Origin of the sequence: Oceanithermus profundus DSM 14977 (assembly GCF_000183745.1) — a bacterium.
GTDB classification, from domain to species: domain Bacteria; phylum Deinococcota; class Deinococci; order Deinococcales; family Marinithermaceae; genus Oceanithermus; species Oceanithermus profundus.
The window spans coordinates 551,222-571,925 of sequence record NC_014761.1 but is presented as its reverse complement, the minus strand read 5'-3'; the positions used below and the strand labels follow the sequence as shown (position 1 = coordinate 571,925).

23 protein-coding genes are annotated in these 20,704 nt (G+C 71.1%); 4 read left to right on the top strand and 19 right to left on the bottom strand.

All coding sequences use genetic code 11. The annotated features are described in order from the left end of the window. Positions 1 to 378: 378 nt before the first annotated feature. Genes OCEPR_RS02860 through OCEPR_RS02845 form a run of 4 tightly spaced genes read left to right on the top strand, consistent with a single transcriptional unit; the run spans position 379 to position 3,058 of the window. Complete coding sequence (locus tag OCEPR_RS02860) at positions 379 to 1,266, top strand: SIS domain-containing protein (RefSeq protein ID WP_013457199.1); 888 nt, start codon at positions 379 to 381, stop codon at positions 1,264 to 1,266. Continuing rightward, positions 1,263 to 1,994 carry an endonuclease V gene (locus OCEPR_RS02855; protein ID WP_013457198.1) on the top strand — a complete coding sequence of 244 codons (732 nt, stop codon included), beginning with the start codon at positions 1,263 to 1,265 and terminating at the stop codon, positions 1,992 to 1,994. Before OCEPR_RS02860 ends, OCEPR_RS02855 begins: the two co-directional genes overlap by 4 nt. An 8-nt stretch (positions 1,995 to 2,002) precedes the next feature. Then, entirely contained in the window at positions 2,003 to 2,701 is a 699-nt protein-coding gene (locus OCEPR_RS02850) for a lysophospholipid acyltransferase family protein (RefSeq protein ID WP_013457197.1), read from the top strand. A 60-nt stretch (positions 2,702 to 2,761) separates the two neighbouring features. Beyond that, entirely contained in the window at positions 2,762 to 3,058 is a 297-nt protein-coding gene (locus OCEPR_RS02845) for an HU family DNA-binding protein (protein WP_013457196.1), read from the top strand. A gap of 57 nt (positions 3,059 to 3,115) precedes the next feature. On the opposite strand, the gene OCEPR_RS02835 is transcribed toward OCEPR_RS02845, so the two are convergent. The 19 genes from OCEPR_RS02835 to OCEPR_RS02745 all read right to left on the bottom strand — a co-directional run bounded on the left by OCEPR_RS02835 (position 3,116) and on the right by OCEPR_RS02745 (position 20,680). Beyond that, positions 3,116 to 5,863 carry a heavy metal translocating P-type ATPase gene (locus OCEPR_RS02835; protein ID WP_013457195.1) on the bottom strand — a complete coding sequence of 916 codons (2,748 nt, stop codon included), beginning with the start codon at positions 5,861 to 5,863 and terminating at the stop codon, positions 3,116 to 3,118. Between the two features lie 82 nt (positions 5,864 to 5,945). Continuing rightward, positions 5,946 to 6,653 (bottom strand): hypothetical protein, encoded by a 708-nt coding sequence (locus tag OCEPR_RS02830; RefSeq protein WP_013457194.1) that lies wholly within the window; start codon positions 6,651 to 6,653, stop codon positions 5,946 to 5,948. Between the two features lie 60 nt (positions 6,654 to 6,713). Further along, positions 6,714 to 7,472 carry a hypothetical protein gene (locus OCEPR_RS12195; RefSeq protein WP_013457193.1) on the bottom strand — a complete coding sequence of 253 codons (759 nt, stop codon included), beginning with the start codon at positions 7,470 to 7,472 and terminating at the stop codon, positions 6,714 to 6,716. Then, positions 7,465 to 8,721 (bottom strand): sensor histidine kinase, encoded by a 1,257-nt coding sequence (locus OCEPR_RS02820; protein WP_013457192.1) that lies wholly within the window; start codon positions 8,719 to 8,721, stop codon positions 7,465 to 7,467. The genes OCEPR_RS12195 and OCEPR_RS02820 overlap by 8 nt, the downstream gene beginning before the upstream one ends. Continuing rightward, the gene (locus OCEPR_RS02815; protein WP_013457191.1) at positions 8,718 to 9,380 is read right to left on the bottom strand and encodes a response regulator transcription factor; all 663 of its coding nucleotides are present in this window, start codon (positions 9,378 to 9,380) and stop codon (positions 8,718 to 8,720) included. The genes OCEPR_RS02820 and OCEPR_RS02815 overlap by 4 nt, the downstream gene beginning before the upstream one ends. Next, the gene (locus OCEPR_RS02810; protein ID WP_013457190.1) at positions 9,377 to 9,811 is read right to left on the bottom strand and encodes a hypothetical protein; all 435 of its coding nucleotides are present in this window, start codon (positions 9,809 to 9,811) and stop codon (positions 9,377 to 9,379) included. Before OCEPR_RS02810 ends, OCEPR_RS02815 begins: the two co-directional genes overlap by 4 nt. Before the next feature lie 2 nt (positions 9,812 to 9,813). Beyond that, positions 9,814 to 10,635 (bottom strand): cytochrome c3 family protein, encoded by an 822-nt coding sequence (locus tag OCEPR_RS02805; RefSeq protein WP_013457189.1) that lies wholly within the window; start codon positions 10,633 to 10,635, stop codon positions 9,814 to 9,816. Next, positions 10,632 to 11,171 (bottom strand): YceI family protein, encoded by a 540-nt coding sequence (locus OCEPR_RS02800; RefSeq protein WP_013457188.1) that lies wholly within the window; start codon positions 11,169 to 11,171, stop codon positions 10,632 to 10,634. Before OCEPR_RS02800 ends, OCEPR_RS02805 begins: the two co-directional genes overlap by 4 nt. 136 nt (positions 11,172 to 11,307) lie before the next feature. Next, positions 11,308 to 12,780, bottom strand: coding sequence for a DUF5666 domain-containing protein (locus tag OCEPR_RS02795; RefSeq protein WP_013457187.1), 1,473 nt, complete (start codon positions 12,778 to 12,780; stop codon positions 11,308 to 11,310). 103 nt (positions 12,781 to 12,883) lie between these two features. Further along, positions 12,884 to 13,327 (bottom strand): rhodanese-like domain-containing protein, encoded by a 444-nt coding sequence (locus OCEPR_RS02790; protein ID WP_013457186.1) that lies wholly within the window; start codon positions 13,325 to 13,327, stop codon positions 12,884 to 12,886. After that, complete coding sequence (locus tag OCEPR_RS02785) at positions 13,324 to 13,989, bottom strand: PspA/IM30 family protein (protein ID WP_013457185.1); 666 nt, start codon at positions 13,987 to 13,989, stop codon at positions 13,324 to 13,326. Before OCEPR_RS02785 ends, OCEPR_RS02790 begins: the two co-directional genes overlap by 4 nt. Continuing rightward, positions 13,986 to 14,585 (bottom strand): DOMON domain-containing protein, encoded by a 600-nt coding sequence (locus tag OCEPR_RS02780; protein WP_013457184.1) that lies wholly within the window; start codon positions 14,583 to 14,585, stop codon positions 13,986 to 13,988. The genes OCEPR_RS02785 and OCEPR_RS02780 overlap by 4 nt, the downstream gene beginning before the upstream one ends. Then, positions 14,582 to 15,163: a hypothetical protein gene (locus tag OCEPR_RS02775; protein ID WP_013457183.1), complete on the bottom strand. Its 582-nt coding sequence runs from the start codon at positions 15,161 to 15,163 to the stop codon at positions 14,582 to 14,584. Before OCEPR_RS02775 ends, OCEPR_RS02780 begins: the two co-directional genes overlap by 4 nt. A 2-nt stretch (positions 15,164 to 15,165) precedes the next feature. Continuing rightward, positions 15,166 to 15,360: an SHOCT domain-containing protein gene (locus OCEPR_RS02770; protein WP_148229255.1), complete on the bottom strand. Its 195-nt coding sequence runs from the start codon at positions 15,358 to 15,360 to the stop codon at positions 15,166 to 15,168. Next, the gene (locus tag OCEPR_RS02765; RefSeq protein WP_013457181.1) at positions 15,357 to 15,758 is read right to left on the bottom strand and encodes a DUF302 domain-containing protein; all 402 of its coding nucleotides are present in this window, start codon (positions 15,756 to 15,758) and stop codon (positions 15,357 to 15,359) included. The genes OCEPR_RS02770 and OCEPR_RS02765 overlap by 4 nt, the downstream gene beginning before the upstream one ends. A gap of 74 nt (positions 15,759 to 15,832) precedes the next feature. Continuing rightward, on the bottom strand, positions 15,833 to 17,992 hold the full coding sequence (locus OCEPR_RS02760) for a copper-translocating P-type ATPase (RefSeq protein ID WP_013457180.1): 2,160 nt from the start codon (positions 17,990 to 17,992) through the stop codon (positions 15,833 to 15,835). A gap of 84 nt (positions 17,993 to 18,076) precedes the next feature. After that, on the bottom strand, positions 18,077 to 18,688 hold the full coding sequence (locus OCEPR_RS02755; RefSeq protein ID WP_013457179.1) for a thioredoxin-like domain-containing protein: 612 nt from the start codon (positions 18,686 to 18,688) through the stop codon (positions 18,077 to 18,079). After that, complete coding sequence (locus tag OCEPR_RS02750; protein WP_013457178.1) at positions 18,688 to 20,130, bottom strand: multicopper oxidase family protein; 1,443 nt, start codon at positions 20,128 to 20,130, stop codon at positions 18,688 to 18,690. The genes OCEPR_RS02755 and OCEPR_RS02750 overlap by 1 nt, the downstream gene beginning before the upstream one ends. Beyond that, positions 20,117 to 20,680 (bottom strand): CueP family metal-binding protein, encoded by a 564-nt coding sequence (locus OCEPR_RS02745; RefSeq protein ID WP_013457177.1) that lies wholly within the window; start codon positions 20,678 to 20,680, stop codon positions 20,117 to 20,119. The genes OCEPR_RS02750 and OCEPR_RS02745 overlap by 14 nt, the downstream gene beginning before the upstream one ends. Between the last annotated feature and the right edge of the window lie 24 nt (positions 20,681 to 20,704).

Sequence of the window (20,704 nt, the reverse complement as noted above, 5' to 3'; positions counted from 1 at the left end):
GGCCGTGGGGTCGCCGCGTACGCATGTCCCAAGTCGGGGGTTCGAAGAACCGTTGTGGCGGCTTGGGTCATCGCGATGCCGCTTTTGCCCGACCCCATCTTTGAGCGCACCCCCCCGCAGCGCCCGTGCGGCGTGGGCCGTTGGATTGGCTCATGCTCGGTCCGCAACCAGGCTCCTGAAGGGCCTGGGGGTCGCCGCGTTGAGGCTCCTTGCCATCCCGGCCTCGGCATTTACCGGGAAGGCCGGCGCTTCGACCTCCTCCTGCGCATCTGTCATGTTGGCCCGCTCGCCTTCACGACCGGCAAGGGGCTCTGGATTCTCAAAGGCGTCAAGGGTTAGAGGAATCCACGCCCCGGCTTCACCTGCTAGGCTGAACCTATGCGCAACCTCGACGCCCACGAGGACTACAAGGTCGACGAACGGCAGCTGCACCGGGACCTCACCGGGTTGGTGGGCAGCTTCCCCGCCCCCCGCGAGGCCTACCCCGCCCCCTACGGGGTGGTCGGCTTCGGGGAGGCCTGGTGGCCCGCGGAGCTGGCCCACCTCTGGATCCCCCGGCTGATGACCGAGGGCGGCACCCAGTTCGTGCTGCAGGGCGGGCTCGACCTGGGGGCGGCCGCCGGTGCGGTGGCCGCGGCCGAGGCCAGCGGCGCGCGGGTGGTGCGCGTGGGCTTCGGCGACGCGGTGGACGTGCCGGTGGAGCCCCACCCGCTCAGCCCTTACCGCTACCTGCGCTTCCTGCAGGAGGCCACGGGCGAGGCCGAGGCGGGAACCCGTGTGGATCGCGCCCTCGAAGCGCTGGCCGCGGGGCTGGCGCCCGAGGTGCCCACCGAGGACAACCCCGCCAAGTTCTTCGCCTGGAACCTGATCGAACGCATCCCCGTCTGGGTGGTCTCCGAGCGCTACCGCGGGCTGGCGGCCGCGCTGCAGCAGACCTTCGCCCGCATCGCCGGCAGCCTCTCCATCGCCCCGCCGCCGGGAAGCCTCGAGTTCTTCATCACCGCGCTGGAGGCGCGGCACGAGCAGGGCGACCCGCTGGCCGCGGTGGTGGTGGGCGAGGACGAGCGCACCCGCCTGGCCGTCGAGATCCTGGAAACGCGAGTGGACACCGTGCTCGAGCTTCCCGAACCCCCGGCCGAGGGGCTGATCCCCGAGATGATGGCCGCCTGGTACTTCGTCGCCTGGGCTTCGTACTACCTGGCCATCCTCTACGGCCGCAACCCCGCCGACGCCGAGGTGCTGGCGCGGTTGCGCGAAGAGGCGTGAAACCGCCGCCCTTTCCCCGCCCTGTGGACCTCGCGGCGGCGGGCGCATTGCAACGGGAGCTGACCGCCCGCGTCGAACTCGCCGGGAGCTGGGCGGGGGTGCGGCGGCTGGCCGCGCTCGACGCCTCGATCCGCCGGGGCGGCCCCCTGGTGGCCGCGGCGGTGCTGTGGGACGTGGCGGCCGGGCGGGTGCTGGCCGTCGGGGTCGCCCGCGTAGCGGCGGACGAGGTCTTCCCCTACGTGCCCGGCTACCTCTCCTTCCGCGAGGCGCCGGTCTACCTGGCCGCGCTCGAGGCTCTGGGGGCCGAGCCGGACGCGCTGCTGGTGGACGGCCAGGGCATCGCCCACCCCCGCGGCCTGGGCATCGCCGCCCATCTGGGGGTGCACACCGGGCTCTCCAGCCTGGGCGTCGCCAAGAGCCGCCTCTTCGGCGAGCCCGTGGGCGCCCTCGCCGAGGAAGCCGGCGCCGCCGTGCCGCTCTGCGCCGAGAACGCCCCCGTCGGCACCCCCTGCGTCCGGGGGCGGCAGGTGGGCTGGGTGGTGCGCACCCGGACGCGGGTGAAGCCCGTCTACGTCTCCCCGGGGCACCGCATCGGCATGAACGAGGCACTCGCGGCCGTGCTCGCCCTGCCGCGAAAGACGAAGCTGCCCGAGCCCCTGCGCCAGGCCCACCTCTGGGCGGGCCGGGCGCGGCGGCTGGGCCTGGTCGGCCGCCAGGATATCGGGTAAAACGAATTGTGGCCCGGTCGCGTCCGAACCTCGTCTACCGCACGGTCAAACGGATCGTGCGCGGCTTGCTGCGCCTCCTCTACCGCATCGAGGTGGAAGGGGCGGACCGCGTCCCCCCCGAGGGGCCCGTCGTCATCGCCGCCAACCACCACTCCTTCATCGATCCGCTGGTGATCGGGGTGGTCCTGCCCCGCCCCATCGCCTTCATCGCCCGCGGCGACCTCTTCCGCATCCCCGGTCTGGGCTGGCTGCTGCGCAAGCTCTACGCCATCCCGGTGGAACGCGGCTCCGGCGACCTGGCGGCCGTCAAGGCCGCCATCCGGGCGCTGCGCGCCGGCATGGCGTTCGGAATCTTTCCTGAAGGCCGGCGCAGCCGCAGCGGCCACCTGGAACCCTTCAAGACGGGCGCCGCGGCGATTGCGCTGCGCACCGGAGCCCGTGTCCTGCCGGTGGCCATCGTCGGCACCCGCGAGGTCTGGCCTCCGGGGCGCAGGCCGCGCCTGGGGGGCAGGATACGCGTCGTCATCGGCGATCCCATCGATCTGGGCGGGGCCGAGGGCCGGCTCGACAAGGCCCACCTGGAAGCGGCGACGCGCCAAATTGAGGCCGCGGTGGCCCGGTTGCTGCCCAAGGATTACTTACCGGAAGGATACTTGAAAAAAACAACCTTACAGCAAGAAACGCCAGAAAACGCGGACCAGGCTTGAATTTTGGGGGCGAGGCGTGGTATAGTCCGTAAGGAAAGCAATATTCAAGGAGGTGTACGTATGGCAAACAAGAAGAAGACGGTTACGAAATCGGATCTGGTCAACCACGTCGCCGAGATCACCGGGCTGAAGAAGAAGGACGCGAAGGCCTGCATCGATACCTTCCTCGACGAGATCGCCACCTTCCTCGACCGCGACTACAAGGTGCAGCTCACCGGCTTCGGGACCTTCGAGGTGCGCAAGCGCAAGGCCCGCACCGGCGTGAAGCCCGGCACCACCGAGAAGATCAAGATCCCCGCCTCCAAGTACCCGGCCTTCAAACCCGGCAAGGCGCTGAAGGAAAAAGTCCGCGTATAAAGACCGTACGCGAAAAAGCAGGCCCGCGGGCCTGCTTTTTCTTGGTTGGGGCCGCGTTCAACTGGCCGCTTCGGCGGGCACGCCGGCGCCCAGGCGTTGCTCGAGCACCCGCCGCTGCTCGGCGAAGGTGCCCCAGTGGGCCTGGCCGTCGATCACGGTGATCGGGGCCACGCGCACCCCGTAGTTGCGTACGGCCTCGTCGGCGACCTCGGGGCGGCTCAGGTCCCGCTCCTCGTAGGCCACGCCGCGCGCCTCTAGCCAGGCCTTCACCGCCGCACAGTCGGGGCAGCCGGGGCTGGTGTAGAGCAGCACCCGGGCCCCGGTGGCCGCGGCGCGCGGCGTGGGGGCCGCGGGGGCCGCCTCGTCCGCGAACTGCGGCGGCTGGAAGTAACGGAGGCGCAGCGAGTTCGTGAGCACCAGGATGCTCGAGAGGCTCATCGCGCCCGCGGCCAGCGCCGGCTGCAGGAGCAGGCCGGTGAAGGGGTAGAAGACCCCCGCGGCGACCGGGATCAGGGCGGTGTTGTAGCCGAAGGCCCAGAAGAAGTTCCAGTAGATCGTGGACAGCGTCTTCTTGGCCAGCGCCCGGGCGCGCACCACGGCGCGCAGGTCGCCCTGCATCAGCACCACGTCGCCGGCCTCGACCGCGATGTCGGTGCCGGTGCCGATGGCCACGCCCACGTCGGCCCCTGCGAGCGCCGGGGCGTCGTTGATCCCGTCGCCCACGAAGGCGACGCGCTGCCCCTTCGCCTGCAGGTCGCGCACCACCTGGGCCTTGTCCGCGGGCAGCACCTCGCTGATCACCTCGTCGATGCCGACCTCCCGGGCCACCGCGCGGGCGGTGCGCTCCGAGTCACCGGTCAGCATGACCACGTGCAGCCCCTCGCGGCGCAGGGCCGCGACGGCCTCCTGGCTGCCCTCCTTGACCGGGTCGCTGACCGCGATCAGGCCGGCGATCTCGCCATCGGTCGCCACGTAGATCACGGTGCGGCCGGCGTCCTCGAGCCGGGCCTGCTCCGCCGCGAAGCGGGCGGTGTCCAGGCCCAGACGCTCCATGTACCGGGCCGCACCCACGGCGACCTCGCGCCCGGCGACGCGGGCGCGGGCTCCGAATCCGGGGACGGCCTCGAAGTCGCTGGCCTCGGGCAGCGTCAGCCCTTCGGCGCGCTCGCGAACGGCCTGGGCGATGGGGTGTTCGCTCAGGCTCTCCACCGCGGCCGCCAGGGTGAGCAGGTCGTCCTCACGCCACCCCGGAGCGGTCCGCAGGTCGGTCAGCTCGGGCCGGCCCTTGGTGATCGTCCCCGTCTTGTCGAGCACCACCGTGCCGATGCGCGCGAGCCCCTCGATGGCCACGCCCTTGCGGAAGAGTACGCCCATCTGGGCGCCGCGGCCGCTGGAGACCATGATGGCCGTGGGCGTCGCCAGGCCCATGGCGCAGGGGCAGGCGATGAGCAGCACGCTCACCGAGGCGATGAAGGCGTAGTTGAGCCGGGGTTCGGGCCCCACCAACATCCAGACCGCGAAGGTGACGACCGAGACGACGAGGACGATGGGCACGAAGACCGCGGCGATGCGGTCGGCCAGCTCCTGCACCGGCGGCTTGGACTGCTGGGCCTCCTCGACCATACGGATGATCTGCGAGAGCACGGTGTCCGCGCCGACCCGCGTCGCCCGGAAGAGCAGGCTGCCGTTCTGGTTGACCGTACCGCCCACCACCGCGTCGCCGGCGCGCTTGAGCACCGGCACCGGCTCGCCGGTGAGCATCGACTCGTCCACGTACCCCTCACCCTCGACGACCTCGCCGTCGGTGGGGATGCGCTCGCCCGGGCGCACCCGGATCAGGTCGCCGGGCACCACGGCCTCGATGGGCAGCTCGATCTCCTGCCCGTCGCGCACCACCCGGGCCTTCTTGGCTCCCAGCTCCATCAGTTTGCGGATGGCCTCCGAGGTGCGCCCCTTGGCCACGGCCTCCAGGTACTTGCCCAGGAGGATCAGCGTGACGATCACGCCCGCGGCTTCAAAGTAGGTGTGCGCCGTGCCCTCGGGGAACAACCCCGGGGCGATCAGCGCCAGCACCGAGTAGAGGTAGGCCGCCGAGGTGCCGAACATCACCAGGGTGTTCATGCCCGGGCTCTTGTGGCGCAGCTCGGCGACGCCGCCGCGGAAGAAGCGCCGGCCGGCGTAGAAGATGACCGGCGTCGCCAGCACGAACTCCAGCCAGCGCCAGAGCTGCTTGGGTGCGAGCGCCTCCATCCAGTCGCCCAAGGCGGGCACGACGAAGGGGCCCATGCTGATGATGACCAGCGGAACGGTCAGCAGCGTGGCCAGCCGCAGGTCGCGCACGAAACCGGCCAGGGTCGCGTCCGTGGTCGGGGCCGCCTCGTCCTCCTCATGGCTCACCGGGGTGTACCCTGCTTCGCGGATCTCGGCCTCGATGCGCGCGAGGGTGACGGTGTCGGGCAGGTAGCGCACGGTGGCCTTCTCGGTGGCCAGGTTGACCGTGGCCTCGAGCACGCCGTCGAGTTTCGAAAGGGCGCGCTCCACGCGCGAGACGCAGCTCGCGCAGGTCATGCCCTCGATGCCGATCGTCGCGGTTTCCACGCGCGGGGTGTACCCCGCCTCGCGGACCGCCTCGAGTAGGGGCTCGAGCTCGGCCTCCGGCTCCAGGACCAGGGTCGCCTTCTCGGTGGCCAGGTTGACGCTGGCCTTGCGGACGCCGGGCTGCTGCGCCAGGGCCTTTTCCACGCGGGTCACGCAACTCGCGCAGGTCATGCCCTCGATGCCAATGGTTACGCTTCGTTCACTCATGCCTCACCCCTCCCGGTAAGTATACACCCACCCCTCCCGGGGTGGGGTTGAACGGTCGAGCGCTTGGGGCCGTTTCGCAAGGCTACTCGTCTTCCCCGAGGAAGGGGCCGTGCCAGCTGTGCACCCAGACCTCGCCCGTGTAGGCGTTGATCGAGAGCATGCCCTCGATGCCGTCGCGGCCGAAGTCGAAGGTGTAGTAGCCCGAGAAGGCCTGCTCCTCCATGATCCGCGCGCCCGGCAGGAAGCCGTCCAGGAAGTTCTCGGCCAGCTGCTTCGCGGCCTCCAGGTCGTAGCGCGCCGGCACGCCCCAGCCCGCGGGCCCGCGGTTCCACATCATGTTGGGGCCGGGTTCGGGGTAGACCGCGCCGGTGTAGCGGTCGACCAGCACCTCACCCAGGCCGCGGCCGTCCTTGTCCACGATCTGGGCGTAGTAGTTCTGCGAGAAGGCCATGAGGTCGCGGACCTGCGCCCCCGGGGCGAAGCGGTCCACGAAGGACTGCAGCCGCGCCTTGGCTTCGTCCTCGGCCAGCGGGCGTGCGTCGGGCAGGTAGACGCCGCCCATCATCATGCCGCCCATGCCGTAGCCCCCCATGCCCATGCCCATGCCGTAGCCGGGTCCGCCCCAGGGCGAGGCGTCGCCGTAACCGCCCATCATGCCGTAACCGCCGCTGCCGTAGCCGTAGCCCGAACCCTGCGGGTAGCCGTAGCCGCCCATCATGCCCTGCGCGAAGACCAGAGCCAGCGCCGTGAGTCCGAGTACCGCCGTGAGGATGTAGGTCGTTTTTTTCATCTCATCCACCTCCACGGGCATTGTGGAGGCGGCGTGTAAAGCTTGGGTAAAGCCCCGGCCTCAGTCGCAGTCGCCCGGCAACCGGCCGGCGAGCGTCCAGGAGACCCCGGAGCCGCTGAGGCGGCCGGAAAGCCGCCACCAGCCGTCGGTGGGGGGGCGGGCGTCGGGGCGCAGGCCGAGCGGCACCGAACGCCAGCTGCCGCGTTCGTAGCAGGCCACCAGCACCGGGGTGGTTTCGCCGGCCGCGGGCAGCAGCTTGAAGAGGTCGCGCCCCGCCGAGCCCGAGAGCCAGGCGCGGATCCAGCCGCCCTCGAGGCCGATCACCTGAGCCGGGCCCAGGTAGTAGGCCCAGGCCGTCGGGTACTTGATCTCGATCTCGGTGACGAGGATGCGGCTGCCCTGGGCCTCGCCCTTGACCTCGAGCCGCATGCCCGGCGCCAGGTAGGGCAGCCAGGGGTCGTCTCCGACGAGCTCGCGGTTGCCCACGATGGTGCGCTCGCCCGACCAGCGGACCTGCCCGTAGAAGCTGTACTGGCGGTCGTAGGTCTCGTGCCCGTCGTCTTCGTGGCCGTCGTCGCTGCCCGACCCGTCTTCGTGGCCGTCGTCGGATCCGTCGTCGTCGTGGCCGCCGCCACCGCCGTCGTCGCCGCCGTCGTCGTCATCGTCGTTCAGAACGGGCCCCGCGGCGTCCGTCTGCGGCCCGGCGTCGGCGGCGTACGCAGGGGCCGCCGCGTCGGGCGCGCCGGCGGCCAGCGCCCCGCCGGGCAGCAGGCGCGCCAGCAACAGTGCGGCGGCGAGGGCGCGCATCCACCTAGGCATCGGCGTCCTCCACGAGCGGCAGGCGCAGCCAGGCGCGGAGCCCCGGCCGCGCCGGCTCGAAGCCGAGGCGGCCGCGCATGGCACGGGCCGCCTGCTTGGAAAGCGAAAGCCCCAGGCCGGTGCCCGCGACGCGGGTGTGAAAGCGCACGAAGGGGTCGGCCAGGCGCTCGAGCTGGTCCTCGGCGACGCCGTCGCCGTGGTCGCGCACGCTGAGGACGGCCTCGCCCCCCTCGGCGGCCAGGCGGACCTCCACCGGTCCCTCGCTGTACTTGAGCGCGTTGTCGATCAGGTTGCCGACGGCGCGCCTGAGGAGCTCTTCGTCGCCCACGACCCAGACCTCCTCGTCGGGCAGGTCGAGGCGCACGCGCCGTGCGGCCTCGCCCAGGCCCCCGACCAGCGAGCGCAGCACCGCGCCCGCGGGCAGGGGCTCGAGCGTCACCTGGGGCTCGCGGCTCAGCGTCAGCAGCCCTTCCAGGATGCCGCGCATCCGCTCGATCGCCTTGCGCGCCTCCGGCAGCGCCCGCTCCTGAGGGGTGAGCCCCGCTTCCAGGGCCTCGAGCTGCGCCTGCATCGTGGCCAGCGGGGTGCGCAGCTCGTGCGAAGCGTAGCGGGTGAAGGCGCGCTCGCGCTCCAGCGCTTCGCGCACCGCGTAGACCATCCGGTTGAAGCTGCGCGCCAGGCGCGAGAGTTCGTCGCCGCCCGGCGGCGGGGGCACCGGGTCGGGAAAGCGCATCGACGAGAGCGCGTCGGCCGCGTCGGAGAGCTGGCCGATGGGGCGGGCGATGCGCCCCGCGAGCCACCAGCCCAGGCCGCTGGCGAGCAGGACGACGAGCGGAAGGCTCACCAGGCCCGCCCGCAGCTGCCCCGCCAGCGCCTTGCGGTACTCGCCCACGTAGGCCACCACCTCGAGCACGTAACCGTCCTGCAGGGGCTTCTCCGTCCAGACCCAGTTCGGGTCCTGCGCCTCGGGCAGCACCCCGCCTTCGATGTAGATGACGTTGCCCTTGCGCACGCGGAAGCCCAGCGAACCGCCGGCGCTCACCCAGGGCCAGTCGGAGCCCGCGAGCGCCGGCCGCCCCTGCTGGAAGACCAGGGTGCCGGCCACCGCCCCCGACCAGACCTCGAGGTCGCGCTGGATGTCCTCGCGCAACAGCTCCGAGAAGCTGAGGTAGCCGACCACGAAGTGCAGCCCCGCAGCCACCGCGGCGATGGCCGCGGTGCCCAGAGCGATGCGCAGCCTCAGGCTCACGGTTCCAACCCCAGCCGGTACCCGCCGGCCACCGTCTGCACCACCTCGGGGCCCAGCTTGGTGCGCAGGCGGTGCACGTAGACACGCACGATCTTGAGCCCCGAGTCGGTGCCCGGGAAGAGGCGCTCGAGCAGCTCCTCGGCGCTGTAGACCCGGTCCGGGTGGAGCGAGAAGAGCTCGATGAGCGCGAACTCGCGCCCCGAGAGGGCGACCTCGCGCCCCTGCCAGTGCACCTTGCGCGCCGCGTAGTCCACGCGCAGGGGCCCGCGCTCGAAGAAGCTGCGGCGCACCGATCCCTGCCGCCTGAGCAGCGCCCGGACCCGCGCGGCCAGCTCCTCGAGGCTGAAGGGCTTGGTCAGGTAGTCGTCGCCGCCCAGGTCGAGGCCGCGCACCCGGTCCTCCACCGCGTCGCGCGCGGTGATGAAGAGCACCGGGCCGTCGAACCCCGCTTCGCGCAGCTCGCTGGCGAACTCGAAGCCCGCGTCCACGCCTTCGGGCAACATCACGTCGAGGATCACCAGGTCGGGCTCGGCGTCGTAGAGCGCCTCACGGGCCGCCTCGATGGAATCGGCCTCGTCGACGTCGTACCCCATGCTGCGCACGTAGGCCGCCATCGGCTCGCGCAGCGACGCCTCGTCCTCGACCAGCAGGATCCTCATCCGACCTCCTCGGCCTCCTCTTCACGCGCGTAGAGCGCCAGCCCGCCCAGCGCGGCCAGCCCCGTCAGGCCCAGCGGCGCCAGCGGCGGCGGCGCGGCCTCTCCGTCCTCTCCGTCCTCGCCCTCGTCGTCATCGTACCGCGCGGCCGTGTAAGCGGCCCCCTCCGATTCGCCGGCCTCCTCCCAGTGCAGGGCGGTGCCCACGAGCCCGAAGAGGCCCACGACCAAGAAACCCACCAGCCAGCCGACCCGTAGCCGGGGCACGAGGAGCGCCAGCAGCGCGATCAGCGCTCCGGCCGCGCTGGCGAGCACGCCCAGGATCTGGGTCTCCTCGGTGTGCCCGGTCATCAGCAGCTCGAGCGCGAGCATGCCGAAGCTGCCGGCGATCCAGAGCATCACCAGTGCGGGAAAACGCTTGCGCAACCAGTTCACGGCTAGTCCCCCCTCCAGGCCTTGAGGTCGAGGCCGTGGCAGTAGGCGCAGAAGTTGTTCGGCAACGTGGTGTTGAACGCCTGCTCGTTCTCGGGGTCACGCAACAGCTTCATCTGATCATGATAGAACGCCTGCGCCTGCCGGGTCTCCTCCGGCGTGATCGCCTCGGCGCCGCGGTGGCAGCTGCTGCAGTTCGCGGCCGCGCGGCCGTCCTCGGCCCCCTCGCCGTGCCAGGGAACGAAGTCCTGCCCGTGGTCTTTGGGCGCGTGGCAGCGGCTGCAGCTCTCGTCGCCGCTGCGGCCGAAGGCGGTGAAGATGCGCGCGTCCACCGGCGGGCGGGCCCCTTCCATCTTCGCGGTCACGTCGAGGACGGTCCGCTCCCCGTCGTGGCAGGTCGAACAGAACCGCCCCTGGGAGGCCTCGGCGTGGGGCTCGAGCGCGGGGTCGGGGGCGCGGCTGGGCCAGCTCACGGCCTCGTCCAGGCTGGCGTGGCAGGCCTCGCAGGCGGCGCCCTTGGCCCCCAACGCCGCGAAGTGGCGCTCGTGGCTGAAGACGACGCGGCGCGCGTCCTGATGGACGAAGGTCTTCTCGATGTCCAGCGGCGGCCGCCAGTCCTTCTTGATCTCGAAGCGGCCGTTCTTCACCTCGACGAACTGACCGGGCACGACGCGGCCCTCGAGCCCCGCCGGCAGCGGCGAGCCGTCGGAGAGGCCCAGCGCCTGCGTCTCGGGGTCCACGGTCACCCAGAGGTAGCGCCCGCCTTCGGCCAGCACCAGGCCGAGGAGCAGGAGCAACGCGAGCCAGCTCCAGCGGGGCAGCGTCATTGCGGCACCCCCTCACCGTAGACCCACACCTTGACCAGGTCCCGCACCTTGAAGCCCATCATGCTGGGCCGCTTCATCCCCCAGTCGGTGATCCTCGTCTCGAAGTAGCCCGCGAAGTAGAGCCGGCCGTCCGCCTTCTGCACGAGCTTGCCGGGAATCTCCAGCGGCAACGTGACGCCGTGCATCGAAAGCCGGCCCTCCAGGACGATCTCGTCGGCCGCCGCCCCGGGGCGCACGCCCTCGAGCTCGAAGCAGGCCTCCGGGTAGACGTCGGTCTCGAACATGGTGCGGGTGTGCTTGTCGCGCAGCGGCTCGCCCGAGTCCCAGGCCGCCAGGTCGACGCAGACGCGGCCCGAGGCGGTCTGCTGCTCCGGGTCCCAGGTCAGCGCGCCGCTGACCGCGGTGTTCTCCCCTTTGAACGCGCCGATCGGGCCCTTGGCTTCGTAGACGATGTGGCCGCTGACGTCGTAGGCGTTCGCCGCCAGCACCGGCGCGAAGGCCACAATCAGCAGGAACCACCAAGCTTTCGTTCGCATCTCCACTCCCTCCCCCAACACAAACGTTCCTTCCCTTACAAAGCCTAGGGTCGCGGCGTTAACGCCAGGTAAACGCCGCCGCGGGGTCCACAGGACCCCGCGGCGGCGCGGAAAGCAGGTGCACGATGGTGTCGGCTCAGTTGCTGCGCTCGATCTTGACGGCCAGGAAGTCGCCGTTCTCGTCGACGTTCCCCTTCACCTCGACGCGGTCGCCCTCGCCGAGCTGGTTCCAGAAGTCGGCGGCGGAGACGTAGGCGTCAAAGACCTCGTAGACGGTGGCGTCGTTCACGACCACGGTGTAGCCGCCGAGCTGGAAGGTCATCACCGCGGCGTCCACGCCGGCGGCCGCACCCTCGAGCTCATGGTAGCCCTCGTGGCCCTCGCCGTCCGAGGCGCCGCCCTTGACCTCGATCTTGGTGGCGTAGAAGCGGCCGTCGGCGTCGGTGGCGTCGCCGTACTTGACCTCGACCCAGTCGCCGACCTGCACCTGATCGAAGCTGAGCGGGCCGTCGGGGTCGTCCTGCTTGACGATGGTGTTGGCGTCGGCCCAGAAGGTCTGGCCCGCCACGGTGATCCACATCGCGGCCGTGTCGATGGCCTCGACCGGCCCCTTGACCTCGCCGTAGCTCGAGCCCTCGCCGCCGTCCTCGTACTTGACCTCCACCTTGGTGGCGTGGATCAGTGCGGGATCGTCGGCGTCAAAGGTGCCCTTCACCTCGACGTAAGCGCCCTCGGCGAGCGTGCCCTCGAGGGTGGCGCTGCCGTAGTCGACCAGGAAGCCGCCGAGCTCGAAGGTCATGGCCGCCTCGTCCAGGTTGACCACCGGACCGTAGAGCTCCGCCTTGTCGCCGTCGTGGTCCATCCCCGCGTCCCCGGACTTGAACTCCACCTTGGTGGCGGTGATCGTCATCGCCGCGGTGTCGATCTGGCCCTTGACCTCGACGAACGCGCCCTCGGCCGGGGTGCCCTCGACGGTGGCTCCGCTGTAATCCACCGCATAGGCCCCCAGATCGAAGGTCATCGCGGTCGTGTCGAGGTTGGTCGCGGTGCCCTTGACCTCCACCTGCCCGTATTCGGGGTCGCTGGAGCTCACCAGCTTGCGCTCGATCCGGGTGGCCAGCACCGAGCCGTCGGCCTGGCGGGTGCCCGAGACCTCGACGTAGTCGCCCGGCTGCAGATCGGCGAGGGCCAGCGTGGTGTAGGTGTCGTCGGGGTTCTCCTCGTAGATGCGGGTGAGCGCGTCCACGCTCACGGTCTGCCCGACCAGGGTGAGCAGGGAGGCGGCGACGTCGACGCTCTCGATCGGACCCTTGACCTCGATCTGCACGTCCACCGACTGCACCCGGGTGGTGCCGCCCTGGCTCACACCCTGGGCGTAGATGAACATGCCGGGCCGCACGCTCGTCTGCACGGCGTCGCCGTTGACGGTGACGCTGGCCGACGAAAGGTCGAGCGCCTGACCCGAAAGCGTGGGGTTGGCGTCCGTGCCACCCACCACACCCGCGAGGGTGACCGACGTGGCGGTGTTCGCGCCGGGCTGGGTGCCGCAGGCGGCGAGCACCAACAACGTGGTGAGTGCGAGTAAACCTTGTACTCCTTTGATCCTCATCTTGAACCTCCAGGCTACAGCCTGGGGCGGCGAGGTTAACAGGAGGTAAACGAGGCCCGACCCGGCGGCCGCCGGGTCGGGTGCGCACGGGAGGGTGCGGGGTTCAGCGCTTCACGAAGACGAGGGCGCCGCCGCTGGCGCGCCAGGCGTTCATGCCCCCGGGCACGTCGTAGACGCGCGTGTACCCCATCTCCACCAGGGTCCTCGCGGCCATCCGGCTCATCGCCCCGCTGCGGCAGTAGAGCACGATGGGCGTCGCTTTGTCCTGGGGGAGCCGGTCCGCGAACTCGGGCAGCCGGTTGTAGGGGAGGACCAGGTCGGTGCCCGGGATCTCCCCCGCATAGGGAACGTGCACGTTGAGAAGGACGAAGCCGCGCTCCTCCTCGGGCGTCTCCAGCAGCTTGCCGAGGGTGCCCACGGTGATCTCGGCGTAGCCGCCCGCCGGCACCTCAGGAAGGGCCGCCGCCCCGGTGTTCCGGCCCGCCACCACCCACACGGCGAGGCCGAGCACGCCGAGGACCAGCGCGGCCACCACCCAGCGGCTCACGACGACGCCTCCAGCTCACGCTTCAGCTCTTCGAGTTCGGCCTCGACCGCGGGGTCGGCCAGCTCCTCCAGCTGCGCGGCCAGCTCGTCTTCGCCGTCCAGCTCGAGGAGGGCCTGATGGCGGTCTTCCATCTGGGCCACCCGCTCGGCCATCTCGGCGAAGGCCTCGGCCGCGGGGTGCGCCTCCAGGCGGGCGCTCACCCGTCGCACCGACTCGGCCGCCTGCACGCTCTTCTGGCGGGCGCTGAGCTGCTTCAGCTGGGCGCGCGCCTCGGTGATCTTCGCTTCCAGCGCCGCCAGCCGCTGCCGCAGGCGCGCCACAATCTGCTCCTGCTCCTGCGCCTGGGCGTTCAGGTCGTCGGCGAGGGCGCGCGCCTGCCGCGCCCGCTTGAGCGCCTCGCGCGCCAGCTCCTCCTGCCCCTCGGCCAGGGCGCGCTTGGCCTTGTCGCGCCACACCGTCTCCATCTCCAGGTAGCCGGCGGCCTCGCGCTGCATCCCGCGCACCTCGGCCATCACCCCGGCGACCTCGCTCTTGGCGGATCGGTAGGCCGACTTCATGTCTTCCAGCGCCTGGCGCAGCACCTTCTCCGGATCTTCGGCCCGGCGCAGCAGGTCGTTCAGGTTGGCGCGGATCAACCGGCTCATGCGGTCCAACAGGCTCATCGCATACCTCCTTCGTTCAGCTCGATCTCCAGCTCGTCGCGGCTCTTCATGCCGTGGTACTCCGTAAAGTCGTCGCTCATGGGGTTGAAGGCGAGCATGATCCCGATCTCGTGACCCAGCCCTTTGGCCAGGTCGACGTCGAAGCGGTCGCCCGTCGTCAGCTTGCGGCTCCACTCGACGTAGGTCACCCCGCCCACCTCGCGGCCGGCGGCGCTCAGGAAGTCGCTCGTCCCCCCCAGGGCGGTATCGGCGGCGGGTTTGCCGGGCTCGGGGACGTAGCCGTCCTCGACCACGACCTTGCCGTCCACCACGGCCAGCATCCAGAGGTCGGACTCGAGCATGGCGGGGTGGGCGTGCCCCGGCTCGCCGGCCCCGGGACCCTCGATGCTCTCGAAACCGAGCCCCAGCCAGCCGGTGCTGGGCGCGCTCAGCGCGGCGTAGAAGACGCCGTCCACCACCGACCAGTAGAGCCGCATGCCGGTGTCGGTCTGCAGGAACTGGGCGTACTCCCCTTCGGCCACGATGCCGTCGACCTTGGGGGTGGAGGCCGCCCAGGCCAGCCCCGCAATGAGCAGGAACGGTAAGATTCGCTTCACGACGCCCCTCCTTGCTTTCCCTTCTCCAAACGCTCCAGCGTCTGCGCGATGCGCGCCTCCGCCTTGCGGGCCTCGAGCTCGCTGCGGGCCGCCTCCAGCCGCTCCAGCAGCTCCTCGAGCCGCTCCCGTTCGCGCCGGATCGCCTCCAGACGCTCCTGGATCTCTTGCTTCTCGGTAAAGAGCTCGTGGGCGTCCATGCCCTGCTCGTCGAGCGCCTCCTCGGCGCGGCTTTCCAACTTGTCGAGGCGCGCCTGGAGCCGCGCCCCCTCTCCGGCGAGGCCGGAGATGCGGTTGCGCAGCGCCACCACCTCGTCCGCGAGCGCCCGCAGCTCCGCGGCTAGACCCGGCTCGGAGCGCGTCTCCACCCGCTCGCCCCGGGCCAGCCGCTCGATCGCGGCGGCGTCCAGGACGCCGCGCTCGAGTCCGTCCTTGTAGTCGAGGTAGGTGTCGCGGTCGATCTGCCCCGCGGCGTAGAGCGCCGCGAGCCGGGCCGCCGGGTCGGCGGCCTGCGGCCGCGGAGCGGGTTCCGCGGGGAGGGCGATCCCGTGGTGCCGGCGTTTGCTGGATCCGCATCCCATGGTCAGACCTCCAGGTCGCGCGCCTGCTGACGGTAGGTCGAGCTGTCGATCTCGCCGGCCGCGTAGCGGCGGCGCAGGACTTCCAGGGCGTCTTCGCTGGGGGCCTTGCGGCCCTCCAGCATCGGCCCGCCGGAGCTGATTCGCCAGAGCGCCCACAGCGCCACCAGCATCAGGAGAAAGAAGAAGATCATCATCACGCCACCTCCAGCTCGTCCACGACCTCACGGAGCGCGGCCTCCACCGTCTGCGCCAGCCGTTCGAGCGTCGGGTTCCGCTCGCCGGTGGCGAGGACGAAGGCCTCCTCGGGGCGCAGGAAGGCCACCTCGACGGCGCCCTCCGGAAGTTCGCGCAGGGCGACGGCGCAGGGAAGCACCGCCCCTACCCCGCGCTCGGCCTCGAGGGCCTCGTAGGCCAGCCCGGGGTTGCAAACCCCCAGGCGAACGTAGGGTTCGATCTTCTTGCCGATCTTCTGCTGGAGCACCTCGTGGAACGCGATGCGGCTGAGCACGCCGAAGCCGCGCTGCGCCAACCGGCGTACCAGCTCGGTCTCGACGTCCTCGAAGCGGCCTTGAATGTTTTTTCTAAACGCTGCCATGTCGTCTACCTCCAAGTGCATTGAACGCGCCGCGTGTAAAGCTTCGGTAAAGGTACCCCGCCCCCGTAGAGGGGTCAGGCCAGCTTGGCCCGGCGCAGGGCGATGGCGTTGAGCGAAACGACCACGGTCGAGAGGCTCATGAAGATCGCCCCCACGGCCGGGTTGAGTAGGATGCCCCAGCCGTAGGCCACGCCGGCCGCCAGCGGGATGGCCACCACGTTGTACCCCGTGGCCCAGACGAGGTTCTCGACCATCTTGCGGTAGGTGGCGCGGGCCAGCTTGAGCGCCAGCACCACGTCGAGGGGGTCGTTCTCCACCAGGACCAGGTCCGCCGACTCGATGGCCACGTTGGTTCCGGCGCCGATGGCGACGCCCAGATCGGCCTCCACCAGCGCGGGGGCGTCGTTGATGCCGTCCCCCACGAAGGCGACGTGGCCGAGCTGCTTGAGCTCGCGGACGATGCGCGCCTTGTCCTGGGGCATGACGCGGGCGTAGTAGCGGCGGATGCCCAGGTCCCCCGCGACGGTGCGGGCCACGGCCTCGGCGTCGCCGGTGATCATCACCGGCTCCACGCCCATCTCGAGCAGACGGGCCACCGCGGTGCGGGCGCTGTCGCGCACCCGGTCCGCGAGCGCCAGCGCCCCGAGGACGCGCCCCTCCTCGAAGACGACGATCAGGCTCTCGCCGCGCTCCTCGGCGGTGGTCACGGCCGCGCGCACCGGATCGAGCGCGAGCCCGAACTCGTCGGTCCACTCGGGCCGGCCCACGTAGACCTTGCGGCCGTCGATCGTGCCCACGACGCCCTGTCCGGGGACGGCCTGGACCTCAACGGCCGCGGGCAGTTGGACGCCGCGCTCCTCGGCGGCCTCGACGATCGCGTCGGCGAGCGGGTGGGAGCTCTGCCGCTCGATCGCGGCCGCCAGGGCCAGCAGCTCGTCCTCCGTGATCGCGGCCGCGGCCACCCGGCTCACCGCGAAGCGGCCTTCGGTGAGGGTGCCGGTCTTGTCGAAGGCCACGACGCGGATGTCGCGGGCGCGCTCGAAGGCCTCGCGGTTGCGCACCAGCACGCCGTTCTTGGCAGCCAGCGCGGTGGCGTTGACGTTGACCAGCGGGATGGCCAGACCCAGCGCGTGGGGGCAGGCGATGACCAGCGTGGTCACGGCAACGCCCAGGGCGAAGTCGAACGGCTGCCCCAGGGCGAGCCAGACCCCGAAGGCCCCGCCGCCCACCACGACGGCGACGTAGAAGAGCCACGAAGCGGCGCGGTCGGCGAGGGCCTGGAAACGGCTGCGCGCCTGCTGCGCCTCCTTGACCAAGCGCATGATCTGGGAGAGGGTGGTGGCCTCGCCGGTGCGGGTCACCTTCACCTGGATCACACCGTCGTTGTTGATGGCGGCGGCGACCACCTCGTCGCCCGCCTGCTTCTCCACCGGCTTCGACTCGCCGGTGAGGAAGGCCTCGTTCAGCGTCGTGCGCCCCGAGACGATGACGCCGTCGGCGGGCACCTGCTCCCCGGGCAGCACCATGATGACGTCGCCCTCGCGCAGCTCGCTCACCGGGACGTCCTCGACCTTCTCCCCCACCACCCGGTGCGCGGTGGTGGGCATCAGCTTGGCCAGCGCCTCGAGCGCCCCCTGGGCCTGCTGCACGCTCTTCATCTCGATCCAGTGGCCGAGCAGCATCACGTCGATCAGCGTCGCGAGCTCCCAGTAGAAGGGTTTGCCGGGGAAGCCAAAGGAGACCGCCAGGCTGTAGGCGTAGGCCACGCTGATGGCCAGGGCGATCAGGCTCATCATCCCCGGGACGCGGTGGCGGAACTCGCGCACCGCCCCCTCGAGGAAGGGGCCCCCGCCGTAGAAGTAGAGGATCGAACCCAGCACCGGGCCGACCCAGCGCCCCCAGGCCACGTCCCAGGCGGTGTAACCCAGCCAGGCCTGCAGCTGCGGGGAGAAGTAGAGGATGGGGACGGTGAGCGCCAGGCTCAGCCAGAACCGGCGGCGGAACATCTCGGGGTCGTGCCCCGCGTGCTTGTCGTGCCCGCCGTGGCCGTCGTGCTCGCCGTGGCCCTCGTGGCCGGACCGAGCGCCGTGGCCTTCGTGCCCGGCGTGCCCGTCGTGGCCCGCCTCGCCATGGCCTTCGTGACCTTCGTGGCCGGCGGGTTCGTCTTTGTGCTGCGCGTGCGCGTGCTTCTCGTGCGCCGCATGCGCCGCGTCGTCGTGTTTGTGGTCCTTCATCGTGCCTCCTTTGCGCTGCACCCACCCCTGGGGGGGTGGGTTGCGGGGATCGTCTTTAGCCTACTCCAGGCCCCTGAGAAACCTCTAACGTACCTTGGCTTCGGGGCCGCGGCCGCGGTAGGCGTCGATGAAGACGGCCGCCGCTGCGGGATCGAAGGGTTCGAGGACCAGCTTCTTCTGCCAGGCGGTCAGCACCACCTTGCGGCCCAGGCCCTCCATGGGCGCGACGACGATCCCGTCCATCGGCCCGTCGAAGGTGCGCGCCCACGCCTTCAGCAGCCTGAGGGTGCCGGGGTCGGCGGCGTCGTAGTAGACGACGACGTTCCCGTGCTCGAGGTTGTGCACCAGCCGCTCCACGGACTGGGGCTTGGTGTAGAAGCCCGGCGGCAGGTCGTAGGGGCTGTGGGGCCCCGAGGTGGGGGTGGGCTCGCCGTAGCGGAAACGGGCCCCGGGCTGCAGGTGCGCCGAGCCCAGCGAGGGTTGCTCCTCCACCGCCAGCTCGCGCCCCTGCCCCTCGGCCAGGTAGCGGTCGAAGCCGGCGGCCGTGGCGCGCCCCTGCCACAGGGTGTAACCGCCCCACGCCGCCAGGGCCGCCAGCGCGATCGGAAACCAGGGCAGGCCGCGCCGGCGCGGCAGGACCGCCGCGCCGGCCCGGCGCGCCTTGCGGCTGCGGTCTTTCTTGGATTTCTTGCCCATCACGCCCCCTCCTCGAAACGAACGATGCCCATCATGCCCAGGTCCTCGTGCTCGAGGATGTGGCAGTGGTAGACGGCGTTGCCGGGAAAGTCCTCGAAGGCGACCCGGAACCGCACCGACTGCCGCACCGGCACCAGCACGGTGTCCTTCCAGGCGCGCAGCCGCTCGCGGCGCCCGCCGCGGGAGACGATCTGGAAGGGGTTGGTGTGCAGGTGGAAGGGGTGGTCGAGGACGCCCATGTTGGCGATCTCCCACTCCTCGACGGTCCCCAGCCGCACCGGGGTGTCGATCCGGCCCGGGTTGAAGACCTGGCCGTTGATGGTGAAGACCATCCCCCGGCCCGGCTGCATGCTGTGCCCCAGGACGAAACGTCGGCGGCGCACCGGCGCGCCCAGCTCGGGTACCCGGCCGGTGCGTTCGGGCAGGGGAAGCGGGGTCTTCCGCCGCCCCGCATAGACCAGGTGGGCGAGCGGCCGCGGGCGGGTGTCGCCCCCCGCGCCGCCCATCATGCCCCCGCCCATGCCCATGCCACCGTTCCCGCGGTTGTAGGGCAGGGCCCAGAGGGTGTAGCGCCCGGGCTCGCGTTCGCCGCGCACCAGCACCTCGGCGCGTTCGCCCGGGGCGAGCAACAGCTCGTCCAGCTCGTAGGGTTCCTCGAGCGCGCCGCCGTCGGTGGCGATCAGGTAGAGCGGGTGGTCTTCGAGCTTCAAACGGTAGAAGCGCGCCGTCGAAGCGTTGAGCAGGCGCAGGCGCAGCAGGCCGTCCCGCTCGACCGTCCATTCGGGCTCCACCTCGCCGTTCACCGTCACCAGCGAGCCCTCGCGGCCGCGCACGAACTCCATGGGGCTGGGCGGCGGCACCCGCCCGCCGGCGACCTCGAAGTCCTTGAGGACGGCGAACTGCTCGCGCGCCGCCGCCACCTCCGGGATGCGGTCGAGTTCGCCCCGCACCACGAAGAGGCCGGCCATCCCCAAAAAGACCTGCTTGGCCACCAGCCCGTGCAGGTGCGGGTGGTACCAGAACGTGCCCGCCGGATGGTTCTCGGGAATCTTGAAACGGTAGGTCAGCCGCTCGCCCGCGGGGATCTCCAGGAAGATGTTGTCGGCGTTCCCGGTCGGCGGCACGTGCAGGCCGTGAAAGTGCAGGTTCGTGGGCTCCGGCAGGGCGTTGCTGAACCGGAGCGTGACCTCGTCTCCGGGCCGCACCTCGATGCGGGGCCCCGGCACCCGGCCGCCGTAGCTGAAGAGGCGGGCGCTCCGCCCCGCAAGGCGGGTGGGCCCGAACCGGGCCTCGAGGTCCACCTCGATCGCACCCCCCCGGCTCACCAAGACGTCGGGGTCGGGGGCCCGGGTCTGGGCCCGGGCCGGGAGGCCCAGGCCCAGGCCGGCGAGGCCGGCACTCATGGCCAGGAAGGTTCTGCGGCTGTGTTTAGCTTTCGTCACTAGGCGTCTCCTTTAACGGTACGTCGGTCACGCAGGTGGGGCTGTTGGCGAAGGTCGTGAGGGTCTTCCGGGCCTCCAGGCCGCCATAGCGCGCGGTGAAGGCGTAGCGCTGCCCGCGCGGCAGCCAGAGCTCGACGAAACCGTTGGGCAGCAGCGTGACCTCGCCCTCCTGCACGACCCGGCCGCCCTCGTCCTCTACCCGGATCCACACCTTCTCGCCCGCCAGCTCCCCCTGGCAGCTCGACATGAAGTGCACCTCGCAGCGGTGGGTGAAGCTGACGTAGGGCGCCACGGCCACGACCATGCGGTCGTCCGGCAGGGGCACCTTCACCTCACGGCTCTCGCTGAGGCGGAAGACGACCGCCTCGGGGGTCACGTAGCTCTGCACCCCCTTGCCTTCCTGCTTCCAGGCGTTGGCGAGCGCCATCGCCTCCTCGGCGTCCGCGCCGGCGAGCGCACTTGCGAAGGGGTCCTGATCCTTGGGGCCGAACGTCCACCAGACCAGCACCAGGCCGGCCACCAGCAACGCGATTGCGGTATATCGTTTCATGTCGGACAGGTTAGGGAAGGATTG

Bases quoted from the DNA above. Each gene is read 5' to 3' on its own strand.
- OCEPR_RS02860 (WP_013457199.1), top strand. From the start codon at position 379: ATGCGCAACCTCGACGCCCACGAGGACTACAAGGTCGACGAACGGCAG.
- OCEPR_RS02845 (WP_013457196.1), top strand. From the start codon at position 2,762: ATGGCAAACAAGAAGAAGACGGTTACGAAATCGGATCTGGTCAACCAC.
- OCEPR_RS02835 (WP_013457195.1), bottom strand. From the start codon at position 5,863: ATGAGTGAACGAAGCGTAACCATTGGCATCGAGGGCATGACCTGCGCG.
- OCEPR_RS02830 (WP_013457194.1), bottom strand. From the start codon at position 6,653: ATGAAAAAAACGACCTACATCCTCACGGCGGTACTCGGACTCACGGCG.
- OCEPR_RS12195 (WP_013457193.1), bottom strand. From the start codon at position 7,472: ATGCCTAGGTGGATGCGCGCCCTCGCCGCCGCACTGTTGCTGGCGCGC.
- OCEPR_RS02815 (WP_013457191.1), bottom strand. From the start codon at position 9,380: ATGAGGATCCTGCTGGTCGAGGACGAGGCGTCGCTGCGCGAGCCGATG.
- OCEPR_RS02805 (WP_013457189.1), bottom strand. From the start codon at position 10,635: ATGACGCTGCCCCGCTGGAGCTGGCTCGCGTTGCTCCTGCTCCTCGGC.
- OCEPR_RS02800 (WP_013457188.1), bottom strand. From the start codon at position 11,171: ATGCGAACGAAAGCTTGGTGGTTCCTGCTGATTGTGGCCTTCGCGCCG.
- OCEPR_RS02795 (WP_013457187.1), bottom strand. From the start codon at position 12,780: ATGAGGATCAAAGGAGTACAAGGTTTACTCGCACTCACCACGTTGTTG.
- OCEPR_RS02785 (WP_013457185.1), bottom strand. From the start codon at position 13,989: ATGAGCCTGTTGGACCGCATGAGCCGGTTGATCCGCGCCAACCTGAAC.
- OCEPR_RS02775 (WP_013457183.1), bottom strand. From the start codon at position 15,163: ATGGGATGCGGATCCAGCAAACGCCGGCACCACGGGATCGCCCTCCCC.
- OCEPR_RS02765 (WP_013457181.1), bottom strand. From the start codon at position 15,758: ATGGCAGCGTTTAGAAAAAACATTCAAGGCCGCTTCGAGGACGTCGAG.
- OCEPR_RS02760 (WP_013457180.1), bottom strand. From the start codon at position 17,992: ATGAAGGACCACAAACACGACGACGCGGCGCATGCGGCGCACGAGAAG.
- OCEPR_RS02755 (WP_013457179.1), bottom strand. From the start codon at position 18,688: ATGGGCAAGAAATCCAAGAAAGACCGCAGCCGCAAGGCGCGCCGGGCC.
- OCEPR_RS02745 (WP_013457177.1), bottom strand. From the start codon at position 20,680: ATGAAACGATATACCGCAATCGCGTTGCTGGTGGCCGGCCTGGTGCTG.